Annotated in this window: 23 protein-coding genes and 1 pseudogene; 12 read left to right on the top strand and 12 right to left on the bottom strand. The window is 70.0% G+C overall.

Annotation, left to right across the window (positions count from 1 at the left end; translation table 11 throughout):
• Positions 1 to 4: 4 nt before the first annotated feature.
• The gene (locus tag OG842_RS04365; protein WP_266727593.1) at positions 5 to 1,417 is read right to left on the bottom strand and encodes a M64 family metallopeptidase; all 1,413 of its coding nucleotides are present in this window, start codon (positions 1,415 to 1,417) and stop codon (positions 5 to 7) included.
• Between the two features lie 274 nt (positions 1,418 to 1,691).
• On the opposite strand from OG842_RS04365, the gene OG842_RS04370 reads away from it, so the two are divergent.
• Positions 1,692 to 3,068, top strand: a complete 1,377-nt coding sequence (locus OG842_RS04370) for a helix-turn-helix domain-containing protein (RefSeq protein ID WP_266727595.1) — start codon at positions 1,692 to 1,694, stop codon at positions 3,066 to 3,068.
• Between the two features lie 400 nt (positions 3,069 to 3,468).
• On the opposite strand, the gene OG842_RS04375 is transcribed toward OG842_RS04370, so the two are convergent.
• The 6 genes from OG842_RS04375 to OG842_RS04400 form a co-directional block, all read right to left on the bottom strand.
• Positions 3,469 to 4,095, bottom strand: a complete 627-nt coding sequence (locus tag OG842_RS04375) for an aspartate/glutamate racemase family protein (protein WP_266727597.1) — start codon at positions 4,093 to 4,095, stop codon at positions 3,469 to 3,471.
• A 32-nt stretch (positions 4,096 to 4,127) separates the two neighbouring features.
• Positions 4,128 to 4,490 carry a GNAT family N-acetyltransferase gene (locus OG842_RS04380; RefSeq protein ID WP_266727599.1) on the bottom strand — a complete coding sequence of 121 codons (363 nt, stop codon included), beginning with the start codon at positions 4,488 to 4,490 and terminating at the stop codon, positions 4,128 to 4,130.
• Positions 4,491 to 4,520: 30 nt separating this feature from the next.
• Positions 4,521 to 4,946, bottom strand: a complete 426-nt coding sequence (gene panD / locus OG842_RS04385) for an aspartate 1-decarboxylase (protein ID WP_266727602.1) — start codon at positions 4,944 to 4,946, stop codon at positions 4,521 to 4,523.
• Between the two features lie 737 nt (positions 4,947 to 5,683).
• Positions 5,684 to 7,324, bottom strand: a complete 1,641-nt coding sequence (locus OG842_RS04390; RefSeq protein WP_266727604.1) for an APC family permease — start codon at positions 7,322 to 7,324, stop codon at positions 5,684 to 5,686.
• A gap of 196 nt (positions 7,325 to 7,520) precedes the next feature.
• On the bottom strand, positions 7,521 to 8,219 hold the full coding sequence (locus tag OG842_RS04395) for a hypothetical protein (RefSeq protein ID WP_266727606.1): 699 nt from the start codon (positions 8,217 to 8,219) through the stop codon (positions 7,521 to 7,523).
• A 2-nt stretch (positions 8,220 to 8,221) separates the two neighbouring features.
• Positions 8,222 to 9,988 carry a phosphatidylglycerol lysyltransferase domain-containing protein gene (locus OG842_RS04400; protein WP_266727607.1) on the bottom strand — a complete coding sequence of 589 codons (1,767 nt, stop codon included), beginning with the start codon at positions 9,986 to 9,988 and terminating at the stop codon, positions 8,222 to 8,224.
• A gap of 1,061 nt (positions 9,989 to 11,049) precedes the next feature.
• Here OG842_RS04400 and OG842_RS04405 point away from each other — a divergent pair.
• From OG842_RS04405 to OG842_RS04410, 3 genes and pseudogenes are all read left to right on the top strand, one after another.
• The gene (locus tag OG842_RS04405) at positions 11,050 to 11,949 is read left to right on the top strand and encodes an NAD-dependent protein deacetylase (RefSeq protein WP_266727609.1); all 900 of its coding nucleotides are present in this window, start codon (positions 11,050 to 11,052) and stop codon (positions 11,947 to 11,949) included.
• A pseudogene (locus tag OG842_RS45155) lies at positions 11,930 to 12,238 on the top strand (transposase); the annotation flags it as partial. The gene OG842_RS04405 and the pseudogene OG842_RS45155, both read left to right, overlap by 20 nt.
• A gap of 214 nt (positions 12,239 to 12,452) precedes the next feature.
• Positions 12,453 to 13,214, top strand: a complete 762-nt coding sequence (locus OG842_RS04410) for a metallophosphoesterase family protein (RefSeq protein ID WP_266727611.1) — start codon at positions 12,453 to 12,455, stop codon at positions 13,212 to 13,214.
• 608 nt (positions 13,215 to 13,822) lie between these two features.
• Here OG842_RS04410 and OG842_RS04415 read toward each other — a convergent pair.
• Both OG842_RS04415 and OG842_RS04420 read right to left on the bottom strand, forming a co-directional pair.
• Entirely contained in the window at positions 13,823 to 14,089 is a 267-nt protein-coding gene (locus tag OG842_RS04415) for an SHOCT domain-containing protein (protein ID WP_266733421.1), read from the bottom strand.
• A 333-nt stretch (positions 14,090 to 14,422) separates the two neighbouring features.
• Positions 14,423 to 15,097, bottom strand: a complete 675-nt coding sequence (locus tag OG842_RS04420) for a CBS domain-containing protein (RefSeq protein ID WP_266727613.1) — start codon at positions 15,095 to 15,097, stop codon at positions 14,423 to 14,425.
• 546 nt (positions 15,098 to 15,643) lie between these two features.
• Here OG842_RS04420 and ppk2 point away from each other — a divergent pair.
• Positions 15,644 to 16,465 carry a polyphosphate kinase 2 gene (gene ppk2 / locus OG842_RS04425; protein ID WP_266727615.1) on the top strand — a complete coding sequence of 274 codons (822 nt, stop codon included), beginning with the start codon at positions 15,644 to 15,646 and terminating at the stop codon, positions 16,463 to 16,465.
• 18 nt (positions 16,466 to 16,483) lie between these two features.
• On the opposite strand, the gene OG842_RS04430 is transcribed toward ppk2, so the two are convergent.
• Entirely contained in the window at positions 16,484 to 17,359 is an 876-nt protein-coding gene (locus OG842_RS04430) for a universal stress protein (protein WP_266733423.1), read from the bottom strand.
• Between the two features lie 262 nt (positions 17,360 to 17,621).
• On the opposite strand from OG842_RS04430, the gene OG842_RS04435 reads away from it, so the two are divergent.
• From OG842_RS04435 to OG842_RS04465, 7 genes are all read left to right on the top strand, one after another.
• Complete coding sequence (locus OG842_RS04435; RefSeq protein ID WP_266727617.1) at positions 17,622 to 18,086, top strand: cyclic nucleotide-binding domain-containing protein; 465 nt, start codon at positions 17,622 to 17,624, stop codon at positions 18,084 to 18,086.
• Positions 18,087 to 18,133: 47 nt separating this feature from the next.
• Positions 18,134 to 18,757 (top strand): CBS domain-containing protein, encoded by a 624-nt coding sequence (locus OG842_RS04440; RefSeq protein WP_266727619.1) that lies wholly within the window; start codon positions 18,134 to 18,136, stop codon positions 18,755 to 18,757.
• A gap of 205 nt (positions 18,758 to 18,962) precedes the next feature.
• Positions 18,963 to 19,637 carry a CBS domain-containing protein gene (locus OG842_RS04445; protein WP_266727620.1) on the top strand — a complete coding sequence of 225 codons (675 nt, stop codon included), beginning with the start codon at positions 18,963 to 18,965 and terminating at the stop codon, positions 19,635 to 19,637.
• 62 nt (positions 19,638 to 19,699) lie between these two features.
• Complete coding sequence (locus OG842_RS04450) at positions 19,700 to 20,392, top strand: CBS domain-containing protein (RefSeq protein ID WP_266727621.1); 693 nt, start codon at positions 19,700 to 19,702, stop codon at positions 20,390 to 20,392.
• A 118-nt stretch (positions 20,393 to 20,510) separates the two neighbouring features.
• The gene (locus tag OG842_RS04455) at positions 20,511 to 21,113 is read left to right on the top strand and encodes a CBS domain-containing protein (RefSeq protein ID WP_266727623.1); all 603 of its coding nucleotides are present in this window, start codon (positions 20,511 to 20,513) and stop codon (positions 21,111 to 21,113) included.
• Positions 21,114 to 21,126: 13 nt separating this feature from the next.
• A complete protein-coding gene (locus OG842_RS04460) occupies positions 21,127 to 21,756 on the top strand; it encodes a CBS domain-containing protein (RefSeq protein ID WP_266727625.1) in 630 nt (209 codons plus the stop codon).
• Positions 21,757 to 21,818: 62 nt separating this feature from the next.
• The gene (locus OG842_RS04465; protein ID WP_266727626.1) at positions 21,819 to 22,694 is read left to right on the top strand and encodes a universal stress protein; all 876 of its coding nucleotides are present in this window, start codon (positions 21,819 to 21,821) and stop codon (positions 22,692 to 22,694) included.
• 52 nt (positions 22,695 to 22,746) lie between these two features.
• On the opposite strand, the gene OG842_RS04470 is transcribed toward OG842_RS04465, so the two are convergent.
• Positions 22,747 to 23,079, bottom strand: coding sequence for a PEP/pyruvate-binding domain-containing protein (locus tag OG842_RS04470; protein WP_266727628.1), 333 nt, complete (start codon positions 23,077 to 23,079; stop codon positions 22,747 to 22,749).
• Between the two features lie 279 nt (positions 23,080 to 23,358).
• Positions 23,359 to 24,387 (bottom strand): zinc-binding alcohol dehydrogenase family protein, encoded by a 1,029-nt coding sequence (locus OG842_RS04475; RefSeq protein WP_266727630.1) that lies wholly within the window; start codon positions 24,385 to 24,387, stop codon positions 23,359 to 23,361.
• Positions 24,388 to 24,412: the final 25 nt, after the last annotated feature.

Genomic DNA, 24,412 nt, shown 5'->3' on the forward strand with positions numbered 1-24,412 from the left:
GCGGCTACCGCCTGTGCCCGGTCGCCCTGACGTCCCAGGTCAGGGTGTCGGTGGCCAGGGCGCGGACGGCGGGGTCGCGGATGGCGTCGGTACGGTCCACGGCCTCGGCGGTCACCCGGTGGCCGCGGCCGTCCGCGCGGACGCCGAGCGCCACGGGGGTGACGGCGGTGCGTCCACGGGCGGACACCTTCTCGACGCCGTCCACGTACCAGCGCAGCTCGGTCCTGGCGAGACCGGTGGCGCCACCGGGGCGGTGCGGGTGCGTGCCGGCGACAGCGCTGCCCAGCTCCGCCAGGCTCACGGCGATCCGCCGGCCCGGTCCGACGGCGACGCCGGTGTCGACGGAACTGCTCAGCGCGTTGCCCGCGCGGTAGAACCCGGCGATCATCGCCTCGCGCCCCGGCAGGTTGAACTCGGTGTTGCTCAGCTCCCTCATGATCGACGACTCGGTGGGGCGGTTGAGCCCGAGCGGGTAGTAGGCGCTGCCCTCGAACGTACCGACCGTGCCGCCCGCGGGGTCGGTCCGGCCCAGCCAGCGGTACCACTTGGCCTGCTTCTCGGTGAGCTGCCCGGCCGTGTAGGTGGTGGAGTTGATCCCGCCGGGCTCGCCGCCGGTCCACGTCCCGTACTCGGGATAGGTGTACTCGTCGTCGAGCAGGCCGACCGAGTGCCCTATCTCATGGGCGGCGATCAGGCTGGACGAGGCGTGGTCGGAGGAGAGGGTGGAGACCCCGTTGAATGGATGGCCCTCGGCCTGGAGCCCGGAGTAGCCCGCGCCTCCGTACTTGGTGGAGTTGGCGATGACGACCACGAGGTCGGCTGCTGGGGCCTGGGCGGCGTAGGCGGCCACCTTGTCGATGTCGGTACAGATCAGCCGCTCGATGTCGGAGCACCAGAAGTAGCTGCCGAGCGCGGTGTCCCTGACGGTGTCCGGACCGGGATCGCCGCTGATGCCGGATTCGTTGGAGACCGCGTCGACGGTCCACACGTTGAACAGGCCCTGGTAGCTCTTGTACGGCTCCAGGGCGGTGATGTCGGCCCACTTGGCAGTGGCGTCGGCGTGGAAGTCGTCCTGCTGGTCCGCCGTGTAGCCGTCGCCGATGATCACGATGTCCAGCCGGTCGTCGGACGGACCGGTCACCGCCTGTCCGCCCACCGTGCCGTCGACGGCGGCCTCCGCCGCGCCCAGCGGCGACGCGGTCTCACCCTTCCGTACAGGGGCGCCGACGGGGACCTCGACCGTGCGGCCCGAGCCGCCCGGATCGGGGAAGTACTCGACGGCCACGCGGCGGTCACCGCCGGCACCCGTGGGGGCGGCCGAAGCCGGTGCGGTGGCGACCGTCGCAGCCAGGAGGCCTGCGAGGGCGAGCCCCGCCACAGCTCCTGCCGTGCGGCGCGCTTGGGGGCGTCTGCGCATGGACAACTCCTTCTGATCCAAGAGAACTTGCCGAACATCACGGGCACTTGCGAGTGCTCGCGAGTACTCGCAGGGACTATCGGAGGCTCACGGGGGCCCACAGGGCACGACCATCACATAACCCATGAGTTAACTCGACTTAATGCAATGCTTAACCTAGGGGCGGACGGGTCCCCGGACAAGGCCCGGATGCCTGATGGTTGAGGTTCACAACCGGGCATTTACGATGCATGGACCGCATTTCGGAGCGGGGCGAGGCGGAAGGGGCGGTGCGATGGACGAGGGGCGCGCAGCAAGAAGGGGCGCAGGGCCGGCCGACGACCCCGGCGCCGTCGGCCGCCGGGTCCAACGGCTGCGCACGAAACGCGGCCTGACACAGCGACAGCTGGCGGAGCCCGCCTACACCCCCGCCTACATCTCCACGCTGGAGGCCGGCCGGGTGCGCCCCTCGGAGGCGGCCGTGCGCCACCTCGCGGACCGGCTCGGCGTCACGTACGAGGAGCTGGCGACGGGGCGCCCCGCCCATCTCGCGACCGGCCTGCGGCTGAAACTCGTCGAGGCCCAGCGGACCCTGGCCACCGGCGCCGCCGAGGACGCCGCCGGCGCCTACGCCGCTCTGCTCGCCGAGGCCGTCCGGCACGGGCTCGACGACGAACGCGCCGCTGCCACGCTCGGGCTGGGCCACTGCGCACTCGAGACGGGCGATCTGCCCGCGGCCCGCGAACACTTCGAGACGGCGGAGAGGCTGCTCGCCGACGCCCCGCTCCCCCGGCGCGCCCCGGCTGTCCGGGGCAGAGCGGTCGCACACCTCCTGGCCGGCGAACTCCGGTACGCCTGCTACCTGTTGGAGAGCGCGATCGACGAGCTCAACACCTCCGGCCTCCAGGACCCGGGCGCGCTCCTGCTCCTGTACACGGCCGCGATCGCCCCTTACATGGACATGGGCGCGCACGCCCGCGCCGCCCAGGCGGGCGAGCTGGCGCTGGCCCTCGCGCCACAGGTGTCCGATCCGGAGCTGGTCGCCGGACTGCACCGGAGCGTCGCCCGTACGCTCATAGCGGCGGGCCGCACCGCGGAGGCGGACGCCTCGCTGGCCCGGGCGGCCGAGATCTACCAGCAGCTACAGATCCGTACGGAACTCGCGCACTGCCACTGGATGCGCGGCTACGTACACGCGCAGGACGGCGACCTGTCCGGCGCCGAGGCCGAACTGCGCGCCGCCCGCGACATGCTGGCGTCGAAGCGCGCCGCCCTGTACACGGCTCAGGTCGAGGTGGAGCTGGCCGATGTGCTGCGCCGGGGCGGCAGGACCGCCGAGGCCCGGGAGCTGCTGCACAGACTCCTCGGCGAACTGCACCCGGAGCGGGGGGCGGTCCACGCGGGCGGCGCGCATCGGCTGCTGGGTCTGATCCACGAGGAACGGGGCGAGCTCGATTCGGCCGAGGAGCACTACGTCACCGCGCTGGCCCTGCTGGAACGGGCGGGTGCCGCCGGGGATCTCGCGGACATCTGCCGGCTGCTGGGCGATCTGCTGCGGCGGATGGGCCGGACCGAGGCGGCGATGGACACCTACCGGACCGGGCTCGGCCATCGGGCCTCACCCGGCAGCACCACACTGGGCCCGGCACCGGTCCGCCCACCCACGGCCTGAGCCGGGTCCGGTGGCCGGGCCGCCCGATCCGTCGGGCCGGTCCACGCCCAGGTGAGTGCCGCCTTGTTCGCCCGCCCCGTCACCAGCCCCGCTGGGGTGCGGGCTCCGGTACCGGCTCGGGGCGTGGTTCCGGCGGCTGCGGAATCGGGTCCGGCGCAGGGCCGGGAGGGACGGGGCCGGGTGGCGGAGGCGGCGGCTCCGGCAGCGGCGACGGCGGCCCGGGCATCGGCCCGGGGGTGGGCGCCGGCGGCACGGGGTCGGGGTACGGGTTCGTCATCGGGGGCCTCCGAACGGTTCGGGTGGATCTGCTTCCACCGTCTCCCGGAGCAGCGGCCCGCGCCTGGTGAGTCCGGGCCCGCGGGTTCGGGATGACCGGCCGGGGGCCGGGGCCGTACGGAGGTCAGCGCGCTGCGGCCGCCGCGGCGGCGAGACCCGGGCCGGGGCTGGAGAGCACCGGAATGCGGGTGCCCGTACGGGTGACCGCGTCGGCCATGGACGCCTGTGCCAGCACGATCGCGTCGGCGTCGGTGACCGCGTCGGCCGCGGCTGCGACGAGGTCCAGATAGCCGTCGCGGTCACCGGCCTCGAAGCGTGCCCAGGCCCCGTCCACCACGACGGTGCGTACGTCGACGGGCCGCTCCCCTGCCTCCTCGGCGAGCAGCGTGAGGGTCGGCGCCAGAGTGCTGGCGATCGCCGCGAGCACCACCACGCGGTCCTGTGCCGCGGCGGCGGCCGCCATCGGGCGGTCGACGCGCAGCACCGGGACTCCGAGCGTCGCCGACTCCGCCTCGGCGACGGCGCCGATCGTCGAACAGGTGCAGAGCACGGCGCGGGCACCGTCCGCGACGGCGCCCGCGAGCAGGGCCCTGATCTCGCCCGCCACCGCTTCGGGGCCCGATTCCCTGGCCCTGGCGAGCAGGTCCTCGTGCACGAGATGGCGCAGCGCGAGTCCGGGATGGCCGGCGTCCCGGAGCGCGTCGAAGACAGGTATGTGGACCGGGGAGGTGTGCAGCAGCGCGAGCGTCATCCGCCGAACGGTACCGCCCCGGCCCACGTCGGTCAGTACAGCTCGGGGTGGGCCTCGAGCTGAGTCTTCGCCCGCTCCACCAGTTCGGCCGGGGCCTCGGGAGCCTGGTCGGGGTGGCGCGCCGCCCACTTCACGGCGTACGGGCAGAGCGGCACGACGCGCACACCCTCGCGCGCCGCCATGGCGTAGAACTCCCGGACGAGGGCGCCCGCGATGCCCCTGCCCTCGTGTCCGGGCTCGACGACCGTGTGGACGGCGACGAGCGCGGCGGGTTCACCGTCCGTCACGAAGTACGCGACGACTCCGGCGGCCTTGCCGTTCTCGTACGCGAGCAGGTTCCCGCTCGCGCGGTCGTCGCGGATGTCGAGTTCGACGCGTTCTGCCGGCTCTGCCATGACGATGCTCCCTTGGGTGTCCGGACCGGGTCAGCGCGCCGCGGGAACGGCGTGCGGGCTCCGTTCGGTGGCGGTGCCGGGTACGGGTGCCGACGCGTCGGAGCCGAGTTCGATGATCCTGTTACCGGCGTCGACGTGCACGACGCGCGGCTCCAGGTCACGGGCCACGGCGTCGTCGACCTGGGCGTAACTGATCAGGATGACCAGGTCACCGGGGTGGACGAGGTGGGCGGCGGCGCCGTTGATGCCGATGACACCGGAGCCGCGCTCGCCCTCGATGACGTACGTCTCCAGACGGGCGCCGTTGTCGATGTCGACGATGTGCACCAGCTCCCCGGGCAGCAGATCCGCCGCCTCCATCAGCTCGGCGTCGATGGTGACGGAACCCACGTAGTGCAGGTCGGCCTGGGTCACGGTGGCCCGGTGGATCTTTGACTTGAACATCGTGCGCAGCATCGAGGTACTCCTGAACATAGGCTCCCTGCCTGCGTTTTTGCAGGTCAAGGGCGGTTTCCCTACCTTACAACGAGCCGCATGCCCGGTCAGCTTTCCCCATGTTCCTGAAGAATGATGCTGACCAATTGCCGACTTACCTGACGCATCGTCAGGAGAATTCGGAGGGGCCGGCCGGCTCCCTCGGTCCCCCACCGCGACGAGGACGCCAGCCCACGCAACGACCGTCGACAGTCGCCCAGGACCACCCTCGCTGTGAGCAGGTCCACGGTGGCGGCGCACAACGGTCGGCACACGCCGGCGCCTGCACACGGGATCGACCCGCCTGGGCTGCGGCGCCCGCTCCGACGCCCTTGGTGGCCTCGCCGCGCATACGGAGTTCGAGCAGTGATCCTCAACCAGCCCGCGACCTGCATCAGATCCTTGTTCGGCAACGATGAACCGGCCCTGCAGAGCCACCCCTTGTGGGACGGGGCGCTCGACGGGACGGCGGCGGCGCCCCGGTTCGGCGACACGGGCGTCCGGGACTTCGGCGACGTCGTCCGCCCAGCCTTCCGCGCTGCCGGTGGAGGGTCCGGTTCAGCGGCGAGCCGGCCGATCCTGCCTGGATCCTGCTGGCCCACGAGGTCTTCATGGCCATGGTCAAGCCGCAGCACGGGGCTCTCCAGGACATCGGAGTACGGCTCGGTGACGACCGCGCCGACCTCACGGACCACCGACGGAGGTCGGTGCCCCGGTCGTCAGCGGCCGGGCAGTACGTCGACCGGGCCGATGTACGCCCGGGCCGCCTCGTCCGGGAGCCGGACGGCCTGCGCCCAGAAGTAGATCAGCAGGCTGAACGCGGCGATGATCACCATGTCCCACCACAGGGGAATGACGCCTGTCGCACCGCAGGCCACCTTCGACGCCGGTCCTCCGCTGCAGTAGCCGCCCTGCCAGGAGATCAGGCCCAGCCCCACCAGATACACCGGCAGCCACTGGGCTGACCGCCAGTCCAGGTGCGGGGCCCTCGGGTTCAGCCTGAGCAGCGCCGAGCCGCCCAGCAGCAGATATCCGAGGACGATCGCCAGGCCGAGACGCCACAGGGTGTCCCAGCCGGCCCAGTAGATGATCAGGTTGGAGACGATGAAGGCGACGGGGGCCCAGAACAGACCGCCGGACAGCCGGTAGGGACGGTGCCGGTCCGGGTCCTGCTTGCGCAGACACCCGAGGGCGAGCGGCGCGCCCGCGTACATCAGAACGCTCGCGGAAGTGACGAAACCGACCAGCTTCTGCCAGGTGGGGAACGGCAGGAAGACGATGAGCCCGACGACGAAAGCGAAGAACAGACTGAACCAGGGAACCCCGCGCGCCGTCGTCCGTTCGAAGACCGCGGGCACATAGCCGTTGCGGGAGAGGCCGTACGACACCCGGGAAGCGGCGGTGGTGTAGATCAGGCCGGTGCCGGTCGGTGAGACGACCGCGTCGATGTAGATCAGCGCGGCGAGCCAGCCGAGCCCGGCGGACAGGGCGAGTCCGGCGAACGGCCCCGTCTTGTCGGGAAAGGTCAGATCGGCCCAGCCGTGGGCAAAGGAGCTCTGTGGCAGGGCCCCGATGAAGACCACCTGGAGCGCCCAGTAGACGAGCGCGCCGATGAGGATCGAGCCGATCACCGCCCGCGGGATGTCCCGTGCCGGGTTGCGGCTCTCCCCCGCCAACTGGTCCGCCTGTTCGAATCCGAGGAGCGCGAAGATGATCCCGCCGGTGCTGACGGCGGAGAGCACGCCCTCGACGCCGAACGGGGCGAAGCCCTGGTGGCCGAAATTGCTTTTGTGGAAGGTGGTCCCCGCCAGGGCGGCGATGGTGAGCAGGGGGATGGCGAGCTTCCACCAGGTGGCCACGCTGTTGGTGTGGGCGAGCCAGCGGATGCCGTAGAAGTTGACGAGGACGAAGAAGGCCATGAAGGCGACGGCCAGCCCGTATCCGGCGGCGGTCAGCTGGTTCTTCTCCGTCTGTACCCAGGTGGCGTGGACGCTGAGGTAGTTCAGCGACGCCATGACCTCGATCGGTGCCGTGGCGACGGCCTGGAGCCAGGAGAACCAGCCGAAGGAGGCCCCGGCGACGCTGCCGAAGGCGTAGTGCGGGAAGCGTGCGGTGCCGCCAGAGACCGGGTACATGGCCCCCAGCTCCGCGTGGACGAACGCCAGAACGGTGATCGCGAGGGCTCCGATCCCCCAGGAGACGAGGGCGGCCGTCCCGGCCACCTGCGCCGCGAACAGCGCGCCGAACAGCCAGCCGGAGCCGATGATGGACCCCGTGGAGGTCCAGATGAGTCCGATCAGGCCGATGTCTCGCCTCAGCCCGGGCTTCGGGGACAGCTCAGGTGCGGCCGGCGTCGGCATCTGGCAGGCAACCTCGCTCCGGTTTCGACTGGGGACGCGCAGCCGTTCCGGCGCCTCCGTCGGCATCCTCTCCCTATCCCGGTACCGGCCCGGCCCGGCCACTCCGGCACGGCGAGAGTTGCTCCGAACGGAGGCGCCCGGAGGCAGCGGGCCACTGCGGCACGACCGGGCCGCCTGCCCTTGCGAACAGCGGACTTCAGTCCCCGGCCGGCGGCACCTCGGGCCCGCCCGCACCATCGTCGCCGCCGGACGGGTGCCGGTGCCGCAGGGCCGCCGATGCGCACAGCACCAGTGCGGCCCCGATCGCCACGAGATGCTCCGTGCCGGCCAGATTGGGCTTGACGATCATCTCGACGACCATCGCCACGACCACCAGCGCCACGGTGATCCACGCCCCCGTACACGCACAGACGCAGACCGCGAGCCCCGTGACCGCCACCGACGGCCCGGTGTCGACGATCCGTGCGTCCGAGGCCGGCAGCCCGAGAAGGCCCTCGGGTCCGATGGCGATGCCGAACCGCGCGTAGAGCGTCCCGGCGAGGGTGCAGACATAGGCGATGACGAGGGTACGCGGCCGGCCCAGAGTGATCTCCGCAACGCCGAACACGACCAGCACCTGCGCCATCGCGCCCCAGGCGGGCAGGCTGAGCGCGGGCAGGAAGAGCGAGAGCGGGGTACGGAGCAGGGCGAGCCAGAGAGGGTCCTCGGCCCGGACGAAGCCGATGTCCTGGATCAGGCCGTATCCCCAGCTCTGGTCCTGGACGATCTGGCAGAGTGCGATGAGACAGACCAAGGCGAGCGTCAGCGGTACGGCCCGCCATCCACGGGTGGCCAGGGCCGTCCGCACGATGACGTAGAGGGGGCCCCACTCGCGCCGGGCGAACGAGGCAGCCATGTTCAACGGCGAGTCTCCAGACGTCTGCGGTGCAGCCACTTCGGTAGTCCGGGCGCCTCCAGGAAGCCCTCGGCACGGGCGCTGGCGAGAGCGATCCGTGGCAGATCGGTGCTCTGGGCGTACAGCAGGAAGCGGGGCTCCCAGATGGGCCGGTACTTGGCGTTGGCGCGGTAGAGCGACTCGATCTGCCACCAGCGGGAGAAGAAGGTCAGCAGTGAGCGCCACAGCCGCAGCACCGGGCCCGCGCCGATCCGGGAGCCGCGTTCGAAGACCGCGCGGAACATCGCGAAGTTCAGCGAGACCTGGGTGATACCGAGGTCGCCTGCACGCCGGATCAGCTCCAGCACCATGAACTCGAACAGGCCGTTGTCCGAGTTCCGGTCACGTCGCATCAGGTCCAGGGAGAGCCCGTCGGCGCCCCAGGGGACGAAACTGAGCAGGGCACGCGGGCGCCCGGCCGCATCACGACAGACCAGCATGATGCAGCGACCGTCCTGCGGATCGCCGAGACGGCCCAGCGCCATGGAGAATCCACGCTCCGTAGCTCCGTCACGCCAGTCGTCGGCCAATTCGATCATCTCGGTCATCTCGTCCGCCGACATGTCCTCGTGACGGCTGACACGGACGGTGTACCCGGCGCGCTCGACACGGTGGTGTGCCTGGCGGACACCCCGTATGGCACGGCCTTCCGTAGTGAATTCGCCGATGTCGACGATCGCCTCGTCGCCCAGTTCCAGAGCGTTCAATCCGTGCCGGGCGTAAATGATGCCGCCCTCTTCGCTCGCCCCGATCACAGAGGGTGTCCAGCCGTGCTCACCGGCCTGGACCAGCCAGCGGTCGATCGCTCCCGGCCACGCCTCCGGGTCGCCGATCGGATCACCGGACGCGAGCGAGACCCCTCCGACCACTCGGTAGGCGACGGCCGACTTGCCCGACGGCGACCAGATGACGCTCTTGTCGCGGCGAAGGGCGAAGTAGCCGAGGGAGTCGCGGTCGCCGTGCCGCTCCAGCAGCGCGCGCATCCCACGCTGGTCCTCGTCGGTCTGCGGGTCGACGGCGCGGCGGGATCTGAAGGCCGCGTACAGGACCAGCAGGATCAGCGCCGTACTCATCAGGTTGATGAGCACATTGGCCCAGCCGGGGGTGGAGATTCCCTCGAAGCGGATGTCGTCGTAGGCGAGCGAGAACATGCGGAGCACACCGTAGTGCCAGCGCTCCAGGAAGTCGGAGCGCCCGGCGTTTGGGGCAGTGTTGCTCACGGTGACCATCGTGGTGGCGAGCAACGACCCCACCGCCAGCCCGACCACGCCGACCACCGCCGCCAGTTTCGGGTTGGCACGGTCGCCCTTCGCGTGGAACTCCCGCCGCCCGGCAAGCATGGCGGCGACGAAGAACGCGGTCAGCAGGACCGCGATCCAGTTCTGGACGTGCTGCCGGTAAACCGGCAGCTCCAGGGCCAGGGCCGTCAGCACCAGCGTCAGCCCGGCCAGGGCGAGATTGAGGATCCAGGCGGCGCGTTTGCGCCGCCGCATGGTGATCGCGAGAAACGCGGAGAGCACACCGGAGAAGAACCCGGCAGTCAGCAGATAGGGCGTGAAGAACTCGTCGTCGCTGTGCCGCCGGATGTCGTTTCCCAAGGACACCCACACAGCGCCGAGAAAGTTGATGAAGGCAACGGCCCGCAGATACCAGACCGCTGAGAGGTACCCGCGCCGTGGCCACTCGCTGTGGTTCGCGCCGGGCTGCGGACTCCGTCGGACACGCCCCATGCGAGCGACCCTAGGGGCTTCGGGGCCCTTGGAGGCGCTCCGCGGAATGCGGTGAACGGGTGAACTCGCCAGGGCGGGGCCTGGACGCGTCCAACGCCGCGTACCGGGTGGCCGAGGTGGCCGACGCTGTATCCATCGGCGTGGGGCACCGCGTACGGCGGTGGACGGCACCGTGAGCCGACACGTTTGTCGTCCGTCCCGGCACGGGTGCATCGAAGAGGAGGCAGGTCGCAGCACTGAGCGTGAGCGCCCGGTGATAGGCCGTCAGGTACACGACAGTCTGGAGACCGCCGAATTTTCACCGGGACTGCGACGTCGGAGGCACGCTCCCAGTCTGCATGCACGAGTCGGTGCAGCAGCGTTCCAGCCGGGTCACGAACCACTTGAGCGAGAGCGTGGAGGGCCATCGGCAACATGCCTGCGCCATCTCCGACCGGCGAAATCCGTGGCTGACGCCAACGCAGCTCGAAGCGGTCAACGACGATGTTCGGCAGCCGCCAGTTGCTGCCCCTGCCCGAGCACGGCCGGTCTTGCGACCTGCCGTCCGTGCCCCCGGGAGCCGCGGCTCTCGTCCCTCGTGTCCGGCTGCTGCGTCTCACACTGGGAGGGCTGTTACGCAACACAGGTCAGTTCTGGGCGTGAGCCAGAACTGACCTGTCGGAGAGCATCCGACGAAAATCGCGGACAGCGGCCGACACGTATCACGGCGTGACTGCGCGGGGAGCGTCCGCGACTTCTTCTGCGACAGCTGTGGTTTCAAGGGGTTTGTTCCTCTGCAGGCACCTCGGCGAACGATGCACGCTCGCCGATACCCCGGTCCACTCCTCGACGGCCTCAGCCAGACACTTCGGTAGTTCGTCGAGGACGTCCGGGGCCGGTCCGACAGCCAGGACCGGGTGCTCGATGCCGGAGCCGGCCGTCTTCCGCGCGGCTGGCTCTGCAGCGGCGAGCCAGCCGATGGCACCGGGCTGCACGACGGGTGGCCGCTCGAGGGCGACGCCACGACCGGCTGCCCGAGCCGACTCGGACACCGGAGGCAGCCGGCTCCGTACCCTGGCGGCATGCGTATGCGCCCCACTCTGCACTGGACGCCTCCCGAGGATCTGCCACCGGGCACCACGGATTCAGGACCGGTCATCGATGCACTGAGCGCCGGCGGTGTCCTGGTGCTCAGCGGGGCGGGCATCTCCACGCAGTCGGGCATCCCCGATTACCGGGGCGAGGGCGGCAGCCTCACCCGGCACACGCCGATGACCTACCAGGACTTCATCGCGAGCGCCCGGGCCCGGCGCCGGTACTGGGCGCGCAGCCACCTCGGCTGGCGCGTCTTCGGCCGCGCACGGCCCAACGTCGGGCACCGGGCCGTGGCCGCGTTCGGGCGGCACGGTCTGCTCTCCGGGATGATCACGCAGAACGTCGACGGCCTGCACCAGGCCGCCGGCAGCGAGGGCGTGGTGGAGCTCCACGGGAGCCTGAGCCGGGTCGTCTGTCTTTCCTGCGGCGCTCTCAGTCCGCGGCGTGAACTGGCCCGACGGCTGGAGGAGGCCAATGCCGGCTTCGCGCCGGTGGCCGCGGGCATCAACCCGGACGGCGACGCCGACCTCGCCGACGAACAGGTCGGAGACTTTCGAGTGGTGCCGTGCACGATCTGCGGCGGCATCCTCAAACCGGATGTGGTGTTCTTCGGCGAGGCTGTTCCCCCGCAACGGGTCGAACACTGTCGCGAACTGGTCCGTTCGGCGGCCTCGCTGCTGGTCCTGGGCTCCTCGCTGACGGTGATGTCCGGCCTCCGGTTCGTCCGTCAGGCGGCCCGGGCCGGGACACCGGTACTGATCGTGAACCGCGACCCGACCCGGGGCGACGTGGATGCCCTCACCCGGGTCGCGCTCCCACTGGACACGACGCTGACCACCGTGGCCGACCGCCTGGGCATTCCCGTCGATGATCGGACGGTGGCCTGAGCGAGGTGGTGACGGTGGCGGGGTGACGTGTGACGATTCAGCCGTCTGTGAGGGCGTGGGCACTCGACCACGGAGCGTGGACGACGACTTGTGGGCGCTGACCGAGCCGTTACCGCCTCCGCGGCCGGAGCGGTCGCCGGGGCCACGACCGGTGACGGACCGGCTCTGCCTCCAGGACATCTTGTCCGTCCTCTGCAACGACGTTGCCTGGCAACTCTTAGCGGTGGCACCGGGGTTTGGCTCGGGACAGACCTGCTGGCGTCGCCTGGACCGGTGGCAGAAGGCACGGGTCTTCGACCAGCCGGATCCTGCTCGCCGGGCTCGACATGGCCGCCGAACCCGACTGGTCACGGACGTGCGTGGACAGTTCCTGCATCCGCGCGACAAAGGGGCGCCGACTCCGGTCCGTCGCCGGGCGACCACGCTGACACGTTCTCACCTTGAGCTACGCGTCGGGCGAACGGTCTCGCCTCCTGGCTGCCTTTCTCCCCACAGTGGTGACCATGCTGAACCGAGTAGCTGTCCTGTCCGACATTCACGGAGTTCTACCGGCCTTGGAGGCGGTGCTCGCCGAACCAGAGGTGCGCGCTGCCGATCGCATCGTGCTCACCGGCGACATCACCGCAGGCCCACAACCGACCCAGGTTCTCGACCGGCTGGCCGGTCTCGGCGACCGCGTCATCTGGATCAGCGGCAACGCTGACCGCGAGCTCCTCGAATACCGCCGGGGGCAACGCGACACGATCCCCGATCCGATCGCCCCCTGGGCAGCCGAACAGCTCAGCGAGGTCCATCTCGACCTTCTCGGTTCGTTGCCACGATCACTCTCTCTGTCCGTGCGAGGCCTGGGGAGGGTGCTGTTCTGCCACGCCACCCCCCGTGACGATGAGGAGGTCGTCCTGGTCGACTCCCGCCTCGACCGATGGAAGGAGGTCTTCAGCGGACTCGATTCCGACATCCGCACCGTGGTCTGCGGCCACACCCACATGCCGTTCGTCCGCCTCGCTCACGGCCGTCTCGTAATCAACCCCGGCAGCGTCGGCATGCCCTACGGAAGAGCCGGAGCCCACTGGGCCGTCCTGGGTCCGGGCGTCGACCTGCGAACCACGAACTTCGACATCGAGGCCGCCACCATCCAGGTCGGCCGGGACTCCGCCTACCCCGAGATCACCGAGTGGGCCGAATACTTCCTGAATGCTCGCGCGACCGACGAAGAAGCTCTCGAAGCCTTCGGCCCACGGGACGGACGCGACCACACACCGTGACACCCATTCCCTTTGGATGACAGAAGGCAGGTCGAACAGCGGCTACCCGATCAACGACGCCTACCAGTCTCCCCCTTCCCCGAGAAGACCGGATCGCGCCCGGCCCCGGCGAGTGCGTCGAGCCGGCTCTGGAACTCCTGCCCGGCGGTACTGCAACGGGCGCAACCCGTTCTCGTGGGCTTCGTGGCGGCCTCGGGCACTGCGGCATCGATGGCCGTGCCCATCTCCCGTGCATGACCGGGGCCGCAGTCGGCAGTGCCCCTGTGCCTGTGGCCAAACTGGCCAGGTGTGGGTTCGAGGCATCCGGAACGATGTGTGCGTGCAGGCTGACGATCGCAATCAGCTTGGCGAGGGTGTCTCCGCCGAGCTTGCGGCGTTCTTGCACGGATTCTGCGGGATCCATGCCGACTGGAGATCGAATACATCCGCTGACGAGCTCGTGCATGGTTGGCGGTGACGATGGCCCTGCCTGCTCGTTGGGCCAGCGCAGCATGCCTGCGCGACCTGTTCCTGACCCTCGGCGCGCCCTCTTCTTCCCGCGTCGCATGCGGCCCCGCACCGTGGCGGCATCCCCTCAAGTGTCCGCTCGCAGAGTGTGGCGGCGCTGTTCACCGCTGCTCACGCAGCAGTGTGAGGCGGCGTTTGTACTCCTCCTCGTCGATTTCCCCTCGCGCGAACCGTTCCGCGAGCAGGTCTTCGGCTCGTCGGCTTCCCCAAGCTGCCTCACCGGAGGACCAACCGGACTGGCGACCGCGGTGGGTGTTGGTGAGGTAGTGGGTGAGGGCAACGATCCCGACGATCAGCAACGACCAGAACACAATCATGATCACGGCCATGAAGAGCCATCCGCTCCAACCGCCGTCGTACCACATCATGCCGATCACCTTCTTCGGGAAGGCCAGTCGTCAACAAGTCCACTGTGTCGCTGCGTGGCGCCGATGAGAAGGGAACCATGGGCCATGTCAGGGGGCTGAACGGTCCGTGCGATCTGTACGCGGGCGGTCGCCGACCAAATCCGCTCAAGGCGTTACGCCTCGCGTGCTTCGGCGCTCCGGAGACCGCGACACATCGGGGGTTCCGAGCGCCGTCTGTCTCAGTTCGAGCGGGGTGCGGGCCATCTTCGCGCTCACGGGTGAGCAGTGTTCTCGGAAAGACATGTCGGGAGCACTGTCGTCGGACTTTCGATCGGACAACAGCGGCACTGGGACTCACATGCTGGTGGGCGAACTCGGTACGTCGTCGGTCCGGAAGGCCAGGTGCTCGGTTACGGACACCACACCGTCGACGCTCCTGCAGAGCCTTTCGATGATCGGAATCAGGCTCTTGAACTCGACTGATCCGCTGAGGGCCACCTCCCCCTGCCGGACCTCGGCCGTCACCGACGAGGGAACGAGGCCCATCGTCTGCTGCAAGAGATCCCGGTTGATTTCCTCACGGATGGCATCATCGTGGCGCAGGAAGACCCGTAGTAGGTCTCTGCGGCTGACGATGCCCAGCAGCTTGTCCGTCTCGTCCACGACGGGCAGGCGTTTCACGTCCTGCACCTCCATGAGGCGGGCGGCCTCGACCACGGTCCACTCCGGACGTGCACACACCGCGGGAGCCGACATCAGCTCCTCGGCCCTGGCCCCCTCGGCCTTGGCCCGCTCCCACGCCTCCAGATGCGGGATCGGTGTCCGGCCGGACGGGTCGGTCAGGTCGGCGGACTTGCGCAGCAGGTCGGCCTCGGACACGACACCCATGGGCCGGTCCAGTTCGTCCACCACGGGCACTGCGGTGACATCGTTCTCCGCCAGCAATTTGACGATCTCCTTGAACGGCAGGTCACGCCGTGCCCGCACGACATCTCGGGTCATGAGCTCTGCAACGGTTCGGTGATGCATGTGACTCGCCTTTCGGGGACAGAAATGGCCATGTGTCGAGCGGATCAGGAACCAGTCGCCCACGCTTGGGCCGACCGGGCGCGATTCGGGGCCGGTCGGCCCCGGGAACGGCTCGCTGAGCCCCACGGCATTGTGCTTTCCCCTTCGTGCGACGGCACGCGGTGCGCGGCAGTTCGAGTACATCGACACGGTGACGAGCGTGACGGCCTTCGCATCGCGGACACACGCACTGCCGTGACCTTGTGTTCGGGGCAGGACGTGTCGGTGGGATGCCGCCCGTTCCGGGCGGCGAAACACACGGTCGCGGTACAGACCCTGAGATGGCGGCGGCCGTGCGCGGTCGCGAGGTCCGCGTAGTAGGCGGCCCCTCCGAGCGCGGCGGCAGCGGGGAGACCGGCCCGGGCGGCGAGCGCCGGAGCCCACGCCTCGGGGCTCGGTGCATCGGCCGGCCTCGCTCATTGAACGCGTCGTGCCGGATCTGCGCGGCGGAGCCCGTTCGGCGCTGACACTTGACTTCGGGCATGCTCTCCTCCGTAACGTCGCCCCATGTCTGACGAGAAGAGGCCGGGCACGCCGAGAAAGCTGCCGCGTCCGGTGTACGAGCGGGAGCTGTACCGGCTCCAGACCGAGCTGGTGAAGCTCCAGGAGTGGGTGCGCGCCGAAGGCGCACGGCTCGTCGTGGTGTTCGAGGGACGTGACGCGGCGGGCAAGGGCAGCACGATCAAGCGCGTGACCGAGCATCTCAACCCCCGGGTGGCGCGTATCGTCGCGCTGCCACGGCCCACCGAGCGCGAGCGCGGCCAGTGGTACTTCCAGCGTTACGTCGAGCACCTTCCGGCCCCGGGGGAAGTGGTCCTGCTCGACCGGAGCTGGTACAACCGCGCCGGCGTCGAGCGCGTCATGGGTTTCTGCACCATGGAGGAGCACCAGCGGTTCCTCAGGCAGTGCCCGGTCTTCGAGCGGATGCTGGTGGAGGACGGCATCCTGTTGCGCAAGTACTGGTTCTCCGTCAGTGACGCGGTACAGGAGGAACGGTTCCGGCGCAGGCTGCAGGATCCCACCCGCCGGTGGAAACTCTCGCCGATGGATCTGGAGTCGATCACCCGCTGGGAGGCCTATTCGCGGGCGAAGGACGATATGTTCGTCCACACCGACATCTCGGAGGCCCCGTGGTACGTCGTCGAGAGCGACGACAAGCGCAGGGCCAGGCTCAACATGATTTCCCACCTCCTGTCGACCGTGCCGTACGAGGCGGTCGATCCGCCGGTGATCGAACTGCCCCCGCGTCCTCCGTCCACCGGGTACCAGCGACCGCCGAGAGACCTTCAGACGTACGTCCCCGACCACGCGTCGCGGCTCGGGAAGTAAGGTGGGAGCACAACACGATCAGGCCGCGAGAGGTACGACGGCCACCGGGCAGTCGGCGTGATGGAGCAGAACATGGGCGACTCGGCCGAGTCGCGGTCCGAGGTGGCCCTCGCGGCGCTGCGCCCCCACGACGACCAGGTCCGCCGCCGCCGAACGTTGCACCAGTACCCGGACGGCCTTTCCCTCGACCGCCGCCGAGCGCAGCCGGACCGTCGGGTTCTCGCGCACGCTCCCGGCCACCGCCTCGTCGATCAGGGTCGCCGCACGTTCCTTGCAGTAGAGGTGCGGCTCGTCGACGGTATGCGGATGGTCGGCGCTGTCGTGCGAGGAGCAGTGCCAGACATGTACGGCATCCAGTTCGCAGGCCCTCGCCCCGGCCTCGCGGAAGGCGAACCGGACCGCCGCCGATCCTTGCTCAGGATCCCCGACACCCAGGAGGATCCGCCCGTGTCCGCCTTCGATTCCGGGCCTGTCACCGCGCACGACGACAACGGGACAGGGGGCCCGCGCGGCCACGGCCAGGCTGACCGAGCCGAGCAGAAGTCCGGCGGGTCCGCCACGGCCTCGCTCCCCGGTGATCAGCGCGTCGGCGCGGTGCCCCTCCCGCAACAGCGCGATCACCGCGTCCCCGGGCGTCACCTCGGCCGAGACATCGACCTCCGGACGACGGCGGTGGACCCGCTCGGCCGCGGATCCGACAACGCGGCCGGCGAGCGCCCGCTCCGAAGAGCGGCCCAGGGTGAGTGCGAGTGCGGCGCCCTCGTACCGCTCCGGCCTGGACGCGCACACCAGCCGCAGTGGCAGCCCTCGCAGGGCTGCCTCATCGGCGGCCCAGTCGAGCGCCCTCAGACTGCTCTCCGTTCCGTCCACACCCACGACCAGGGGCAGCTTCATCATCCCCGCCGCCTTCCGTTCACCTGATGGAGCGAGAGCACCTGATCTCACGGTCGCACCGGAGCAGGCAGTCGGTGAGGGGCCGGTCCGGCCCGGACGGGGAACGTTCGGCCCTCTTCGCGGTCCGGCCGGACCGCATCGTGCGACGCGCGGAGGCGGCGGTGGGGGGACCGGGCGGGCCGGCGGCAGGGGCCGGACGGCCCATGCCCGGGAACCTGCCGCCCTGCGATGCTGAAGGCGGAGACCACGGAGGAGGCCAGCGATGAGCGGTTCTCCGACTCGTATCACCGCGGCCCTGCCCGCCCGGTACCGTGCCCGTCTGATGGAGATCGGGCGGGAGGTCAATTTCGCCCAGGGCGTCCGCCTCTTCGACGAAGGGGACCACGCGGACCGCTTCTGGATCCTGCGCTCGGGCACCGTCACGCTGGACATCCGCGTACCCGGCAGTGCCCCGGTGGTCATCGAAAGTCTCGGACCGGGCGAACTGGTCGGCTGGTCCTGGCTGTTCAAGCCCTGCATCTGGCACCTCGGGGCGGAGGCGATGACACCCGTGCGTACCCATGAGTTCGACGCGGAGACCGTACTCATGGCGATGGACGCGGATCCCGCCTTCGGTTCGGCCGTAGGCCACTGGGTCGGGACGGTCCTCGCCGACCGCTTGCAGGCCACCCGGATCCGTCTGCTCGATCTCTACGCCCCTCGTGGCACCGGCCGGTCCGTGTTATGAGCACACCGTCGCGCCGCCGCCTGTCAGTCGCACCGGAGGAGCAACCCATGGCTGCATCCCCGTACACCGTCAGCGACGTCATGACCCACACGGCCGTGGCCATCGGCCGCGATGCCTCGTACAAGGAGATCGTCGAGCTGATGCATCAATGGCGGGTCAGCGCCGTGCCGGTCCTCGAAGGCGAGGGCCGAGTCGTCGGGGTCGTCTCCGAGGCGGACCTGCTGCCGAAGGAGGAGTTCCGGCAGGACGAACCGAAGCTGCCCGGCCAGTCGGAGGAGGCGTCGAAGGCCGACGCCGTACTGGCCGAGGAGCTGATGTCGGCTCCGGCCGTCACCGTCCACCCCGGCGCCACGCTCGGCGAGGCCGCTCGCATCATGGCGCGCAAGCGCGTGAAACGACTGCCCGTCGTGAACGATCTCGGCATGCTGGAAGGCGTCGTGAGCCGCAGCGACCTCCTGAAGGTGTTCCTGCGCCCGGACGAGGAGATCGACGAGGAGGTCCGGTCCGCCGTGATCGCCGGGCTGTCCCCTGAGGACCGGGTGGACCTCACCGTGCTGGACGGTGTCGTCACCGTTCGAGGGCCTCTGCGGGACCGTGCACTGGTACCCCTTCTGGCCCGTGCCATTCGCGCGGTCGAAGGCGTGGTGGACGTACGCGTGGAACTCGACTGAGGCCAAGACGGGACCGGACGCCTCCTTCGAGTGCTCGCTGCCGCCGGCTCCCGAGCGGGCCGGACACCCGAACCTGGTCCGCCCGGACCCCGGCACGCCCCGTTCGGCCCTCCTGCTCCCCATGCGGCCCGAGGGACCGTGGTCAGTGGACAGCCGCCCGCATCGCAGCCGGGCGAATCTCTGCGAGACGGCAGGGGGTGCCGCCATGAAGCACATCAGAGTAGGGGACCTGATGACCGACGATGTCATCTCGGTCGTCCCGCTCACCCCCTTCAAGGAGGTCGCGAAGCTGCTCGCCGAGCACGACATCAGCGGACTGCCCGTGCTCGACGACGAGGACCGGGTGGTCGGTGTCGTCTCCGAGAGCGATCTGCTGGGCCGGCAGGCGGCGGGGCATTCCGATGCCGGTGCCGCGGACCTCCCCGAAGCCGAATTCACCGCTGCCGAGATCATGTCGGCGCCGGCGGTGACCGTCCACGCGGAGGAGAGCGCGCCGGAGGCCGCCCGGCTGATGACGCGCAGTGGTGTGGAGAGGCTTCCGGTCGTGGACGACGAGGAGAGGCTCGTCGGCATCGTCACGCGCCGGGACCTGCTGCGTCTCTTCCTCCGGCCCGACGCGGAGATACGACGGCGCATCATCCGGGACGTGCTGGTGAACACCATGGGGCTCGAATCCGACGCGGTCACCATCCACGTCGTGGACGGTGTCGTCACCCTGGAGGGCCGGCTGGAGAGCCGTGGCCAGATCGCGGTCCTGACCTACCTCGCCGAACAGTTCGACGGGGTGGTCGCGGTCGTCAGCCATGTGACCGCACCCGTGGACGGCCCCGTACCCCCCTCCCTCCAGGGGACCGCGCACGGCCCGTCCGCCGAGCGGTGAGGTCGCGCTACTGCCGTCGCCGCCCGTCACGGCACGCCCCTGCACGGAAGGGAGACCGGACCATGATGCACCGCACTGTTGCCGAAGTCATGACCCGGGACGTGGCCACGGCCAGCCCCGAGGCATCGCTCAAGACGGTCGCCTGGAGCCTTGCGTACAACGATGTCTCGGCCCTGCCTGTCGTGGACACCCGCCACCACCCCATCGGCATCGTCTCGGAGGCCGACCTGCTGCGCAGACAGGCCGGCCTGCCGGAAGCGGAGGGCCGTGACCAACTGCGCGGAACGGCGGCCACCGATCACCGCACCATGGACGCCCGCACCGCCGCCGATCTCATGTCCACTCCCGTGCTCACGGCCCGGCCCTCGTGGGGCATCGTCGAGACTGCGCGTTTCCTGAACGAGCAGGGCGTCAAACGCCTTCCGGTGATCGATGACACCGGCACGCTCGTGGGCATCGTCAGCCGCTCGGATCTGCTGCGCCCCATGCTCCGCCGCGACGACGCCATACACGAGGAAATCGTCGACGAGGTACTGGGCCGGACGCTCCGGCTGACTCCTGGCGGCGTGACGGTCACCGTTCAGGAAGGAGTCGTCACCCTGAGCGGCACGGTGGAGGAACGCTCGACCATTGCCACTCTTGAGCTCCTGTGTCTCTCCGTCGACGGTGTCGTCAGTGTCGACCAGTCCCTCGCGTACGCCGTGGACGATCTGCGGCCGGATCCCGACTCCGCGCCCGCAGCCGACAGCACCTGAGCGTTCACGCCCGGGCAGCAGGGCCGAGCAGCCCCCGGCGGACCCCGGGCGGTCCTAGCGGCGTACGTCGACGATGCCGACGCTCGGAGGTACAGCGCTTCGTATTCCTGGAGGAACCATGAAACATCTGCGTACCGTCGACGACGTGATGACGCACGCCGTCGTCACGGTCAACCGCGGAGCGCCGTTCAAGGACATCGTGGAGGCCATGCGGCAATGGCGGATCAGTGCACTGCCCGTCGTGTCCGACGAGGGACGAGTCGTCGGCGTGGTCTCCGAAGCGGACCTTCTGCTCAAGGCACAGGGTGCGGACGAGTCCCGTGCCGTCACCGCCGGTCAGCTGATGACCGTCCCTGCCGTGACGGTGCCCCGGAACGCGGGTATCGCGGGGGCCGCCCGGCTGATGGCCCGCGGCCACCTCAAGCGGCTGCCGGTCGTCGACGACGACGGGCGTCTCGTGGGCGTGGTCAGCCGGGGTGATCTGCTCAAGATCTACCTCCGTCCGGACCAGGACGTCGCCCAGGAGCTACGGGACCTGATCACGACTCAGCTGCTCCCGGTGGGCTCCGCGAGCGTGTACGTCCATGTGTCCGACGGCATCGTCCGGCTGAGCGGCACCGTTCCCGACCCGTCACTCGGTGACGTGCTGGTGCGTGTCGCGCGCACGGTGCCGGGAGTCGTGGACGTCTCGGCCCGGTTCGAGTCCGAAGTTCCCGCGTGAGTGGAGGGCGACGATGAGGCATCGCAGCGTCTGCGATCTCATGACACCGACGGCCGTCAGCGTCCAGCGCGGCACCACGTTCAAGGAGATCGCCCGGATACTCGACGAGTTCGGCATCACCGCCGTTCCCGTCCTGGACGGGAACGGGTGCCCCGTGGGCGTCGTTTCCGAGGCCGACCTGCTCCGCCGGCACGACACCGGGAACACCGCCGCCGATCTCATGAGTCACCCGGCGATCACCGCGGCTCCCGGGTGGAGCGTCGTCCGGGCCGCCCGTGTCATGGAGAAGCACCAGATCAAGAGACTCCCTGTCATCGACAGCGGAGGCCGGCTGATCGGGGTCCTGAGCCGCAGCGACCTCCTGCAACTCTTCCTGCGCAGGGACCACGCCATCCAGGAGGAGATCCTCGAAGACGTCCTGACGCACACGCTGCGGCTCAGTCCCTCTTCCCTGACCGTCGAGGTCGCCGACGGTGTCGTGACCCTCAGCGGCACCGTGATCCGGCACAGCCTCGTCCCCGTCGTCCTGCGTCTGTGCCGGAGCGTCGACGGAGTCGTGGACGTGATCGACCGGCTCGACTACGAGCAGGACGACCTGTCCGACAGTGTTCGTCCGGACACCCAGCAGCAGAAGAAGGTGTGACGCACCGACGCCCAAACGAATTCTTCACCGAACCGAAGCAGCCCCGTCCGAGGAAGGCCGTCATGAACCAACGTATTGTCGTAGGCCTCGACGGATCCGCAGAAAGCGTCGCGGCGGCGCATTGGGCCGCGCGGGAAGCCCTCCTTCGCAATGCGCCTCTCCATCTCGTCCATGCCGAGACATGGTCCGCGCCTTCCAGCATTCCCGCGGCCGGCTCCCACGTGCGCCGCCAGTGGGTGAAGACCCTCCTTCGTGAAGCTTCCGACGAGCTGTCGGGGGCGCACCCCCGACTGGACATCAGCGCAGAATCGTTCGACGGACAACCAGCCGCCTCGCTGACCCGCGCCACGGCGGGCGCGAGCATGCTGGTGCTCGGCTCCCGAGGGCTGGGCACGCTCAGGGGGTTCGTCCTCGGTTCCCTCGGCATGGCCCTCATTCGTGGCGTGGAGCAGCCCGTCGTCCTGGTGCGTGCAGCAGAGGACAGACTGCCGCACGGCCAGGGCCGGCACCTGGACCGTGACGTGGTCGTGGGCGTCGACACCGGCCGGCCGTGCGACGCCCTGCTCTCCTTCGCGTTCGACGAGGCATCGCGGCGGGGCTGCACACTCCATGCGCTGCACAGCTGGACACTGCCCCCTCTGGCCGGGTACGGAGCTGCGTACAGCCCTGAGACCAACGCCCGGACCGCCGAGATCGAGCGAACGGCCCTGGACGACATGCTGCGGCCCTGGCGGGACATGTACCCGGCTGTCGACCTCGACGCACAGGCGACGCTCGGACGCGCCTCCGTACAGCTCCTGGAGGCAGGTTCCGGAGCGGGTCTGACGGTCGTCGGCCGTCGCATCCGCCGGTCCTCGGTCGGCAGGCACATCGGCCCGATCGCTCACGCGGTCCTCCATCACTCCACCGCGCCCGTCGCCGTCATCGCTCACGAATGACGATGTCGCCGTGCCGGCCACTGAGCGGGTCCGGCCGGACGGGGCCGACCGGTCATCGCGCTCGCGGGTCCCGTTCCGCGACCTCCGGTTCAGTCAGAACGCAACGCGAGCGTTCCTCGCAGGTCGTATCGACGCAACGGGTCCGTCCGTACTGCCCGCAGACCGCCTTCTTCCGCTTCGCTCCGATCCGTACGTCGATCACCGGATCCAGTGTCGGGTCCTTGGTGCTCGGCTCGAAGACCGTGTGCTCGTCGGGGTCGACCCGGCCACTGACGACGGTCTCGCCCAGGCCCCACGCCCCGCTGACCACGATGACCTCGGGCAATCCGCTCTCGGGGCCGAGGGTGAAGAACACTCCGACTCCCGCGAGGTCGGAACGGACCATGATCTGGCCGCCCCCGCCGGATCCTGATCCGGATGCGTCGCACCGTCGTCACCACTTCGGGAGGCGGAGTCCGGTCTTCGGGAGGCGGAGTCCGGACAAGGCGTCCGACATCCACGGTCACCCCCCAGGAGAGCATCACCGCAGGGCCGAGGGGGCCAGGAGCCGGGCCGGCCGGGCCGTGCCGGAGAGGGACCGATCGGCCCATGGCCGCGGCCGGGCCGAAACTGGCTGCCGTTGCGGAGAACAGGGGCCCTGCGGGACGGGCGGCGGGCCCGGCCTTCATCCCGGCACGAGGACGGCGGCGCCGTTGACCCGGTCGGCGGCCAGATCACTCAGCGCCTGGTCCGCGCGGCTCAGCGGGTACGGGCTTGCGGTGACCCGCATGCCGATCCGTGCGGCCGTGTCCAGGAAGTCGCGGCCGTCCTGCCGGGTGTTGGAGGTGACGCTGCGCAGGTTCCTCTCCTCGAAGAGGTGGCGCCGGTAATCGAGCACGGGGATGTCGGTGAGGTGGATGCCCGCGACGGCGAGCGTTCCCGACCGGTCCAGCGCCTCCAGTGCCACAGGCACCAGATCACCGACGGGTGCGAACAGGATCGCCGAATCCAGCGGTTCGGGCGGACGGTCGTAGGCGCCACCGACGGAGGAGGCCCCCAGGTGGGCGGCGAGTTCACGGGCGCGTGCCGAACGGGTGAGCACGTGCACCCTCGCTCCTTCGGCCAGGGCGACCTGCGCCGCCAGATGGGCCGAGGCCCCGAAGCCGTAGATCCCGAGCCGGCCGCCCGGTGGCAGGGCGCTGCGGCGCAGGGCGCGGTAGCCGATGATCCCGGCGCACAGCAGCGGCGCCAGCAGGACGGCGTCCTGTTCCTCCGGAAGCCGGTAGGCGTAGTCGGCCGGTACGAGGGCGATGTCGGCGAACCCGCCGTCCGCGTCCCAGCCGGTGTACAGGGAGGCCGGGCAGAGGTTCTCGCGACCGGCCCGGCAGTAGCGGCAGTGGCCGCAGGTGCTGCGCAGCCACGCCCCACCGGCCCGGTCCCCGGCCCGGAACCCCGTGACGGACTCGCCGACGGCGGCCACCCGGCCGACGATCTCATGGCCGGGAACGGTCGACGCACGGTGCGGGCGCAGGTCGCCCTCGGCAAGGTGCAGGTCGGTGCGGCACACACCGCACGCCTCCACCCTCAGCAACAGCTCACCCGGCCCCGGCGAGGCCACCGCTCGCCGCACACGCACCAGCGGGCCGTCCCCGATCGGACCAGGGCTCCCTACGGCCCACCCGGTCAGCGTCTCCGAAGCCGGCGAACGCACCATGCTCCCAGGCTCTCGCCGGCCGGCA

Source organism: Streptomyces sp. NBC_00376 (assembly GCF_036077095.1).
GTDB lineage: Bacteria > Actinomycetota > Actinomycetes > Streptomycetales > Streptomycetaceae > Streptomyces.

Excerpts from the sequence above, each read along its gene's own strand:
- OG842_RS04430 (WP_266733423.1), bottom strand. The coding sequence starts at position 17,359 with ATGAAGCTGCCCCTGGTCGTGGGTGTGGACGGAACGGAGAGCAGTCTG.
- OG842_RS04470 (WP_266727628.1), bottom strand. The coding sequence starts at position 23,079 with ATGGTCCGTTCCGACCTCGCGGGAGTCGGAGTGTTCTTCACCCTCGGC.
- OG842_RS04400 (WP_266727607.1), bottom strand. The coding sequence starts at position 9,988 with ATGGGGCGTGTCCGACGGAGTCCGCAGCCCGGCGCGAACCACAGCGAG.
- OG842_RS04450 (WP_266727621.1), top strand. The coding sequence starts at position 19,700 with ATGATGCACCGCACTGTTGCCGAAGTCATGACCCGGGACGTGGCCACG.
- panD (WP_266727602.1), bottom strand. The coding sequence starts at position 4,946 with ATGCTGCGCACGATGTTCAAGTCAAAGATCCACCGGGCCACCGTGACC.
- OG842_RS04460 (WP_266727625.1), top strand. The coding sequence starts at position 21,127 with ATGAGGCATCGCAGCGTCTGCGATCTCATGACACCGACGGCCGTCAGC.
- OG842_RS04410 (WP_266727611.1), top strand. The coding sequence starts at position 12,453 with ATGCTGAACCGAGTAGCTGTCCTGTCCGACATTCACGGAGTTCTACCG.
- OG842_RS04440 (WP_266727619.1), top strand. The coding sequence starts at position 18,134 with ATGGCTGCATCCCCGTACACCGTCAGCGACGTCATGACCCACACGGCC.
- OG842_RS04475 (WP_266727630.1), bottom strand. The coding sequence starts at position 24,387 with ATGGTGCGTTCGCCGGCTTCGGAGACGCTGACCGGGTGGGCCGTAGGG.
- OG842_RS04395 (WP_266727606.1), bottom strand. The coding sequence starts at position 8,219 with ATGGCTGCCTCGTTCGCCCGGCGCGAGTGGGGCCCCCTCTACGTCATC.
- OG842_RS04435 (WP_266727617.1), top strand. The coding sequence starts at position 17,622 with ATGAGCGGTTCTCCGACTCGTATCACCGCGGCCCTGCCCGCCCGGTAC.
- OG842_RS04455 (WP_266727623.1), top strand. The coding sequence starts at position 20,511 with ATGAAACATCTGCGTACCGTCGACGACGTGATGACGCACGCCGTCGTC.
- OG842_RS04420 (WP_266727613.1), bottom strand. The coding sequence starts at position 15,097 with ATGCATCACCGAACCGTTGCAGAGCTCATGACCCGAGATGTCGTGCGG.
- OG842_RS04405 (WP_266727609.1), top strand. The coding sequence starts at position 11,050 with ATGCGTATGCGCCCCACTCTGCACTGGACGCCTCCCGAGGATCTGCCA.
- OG842_RS04375 (WP_266727597.1), bottom strand. The coding sequence starts at position 4,095 with ATGACGCTCGCGCTGCTGCACACCTCCCCGGTCCACATACCTGTCTTC.
- OG842_RS04465 (WP_266727626.1), top strand. The coding sequence starts at position 21,819 with ATGAACCAACGTATTGTCGTAGGCCTCGACGGATCCGCAGAAAGCGTC.
- OG842_RS04365 (WP_266727593.1), bottom strand. The coding sequence starts at position 1,417 with ATGCGCAGACGCCCCCAAGCGCGCCGCACGGCAGGAGCTGTGGCGGGG.
- OG842_RS04380 (WP_266727599.1), bottom strand. The coding sequence starts at position 4,490 with ATGGCAGAGCCGGCAGAACGCGTCGAACTCGACATCCGCGACGACCGC.
- OG842_RS04390 (WP_266727604.1), bottom strand. The coding sequence starts at position 7,324 with ATGCCGACGCCGGCCGCACCTGAGCTGTCCCCGAAGCCCGGGCTGAGG.
- OG842_RS04445 (WP_266727620.1), top strand. The coding sequence starts at position 18,963 with ATGAAGCACATCAGAGTAGGGGACCTGATGACCGACGATGTCATCTCG.
- OG842_RS04415 (WP_266733421.1), bottom strand. The coding sequence starts at position 14,089 with ATGATGTGGTACGACGGCGGTTGGAGCGGATGGCTCTTCATGGCCGTG.
- OG842_RS04370 (WP_266727595.1), top strand. The coding sequence starts at position 1,692 with ATGGACGAGGGGCGCGCAGCAAGAAGGGGCGCAGGGCCGGCCGACGAC.
- ppk2 (WP_266727615.1), top strand. The coding sequence starts at position 15,644 with ATGTCTGACGAGAAGAGGCCGGGCACGCCGAGAAAGCTGCCGCGTCCG.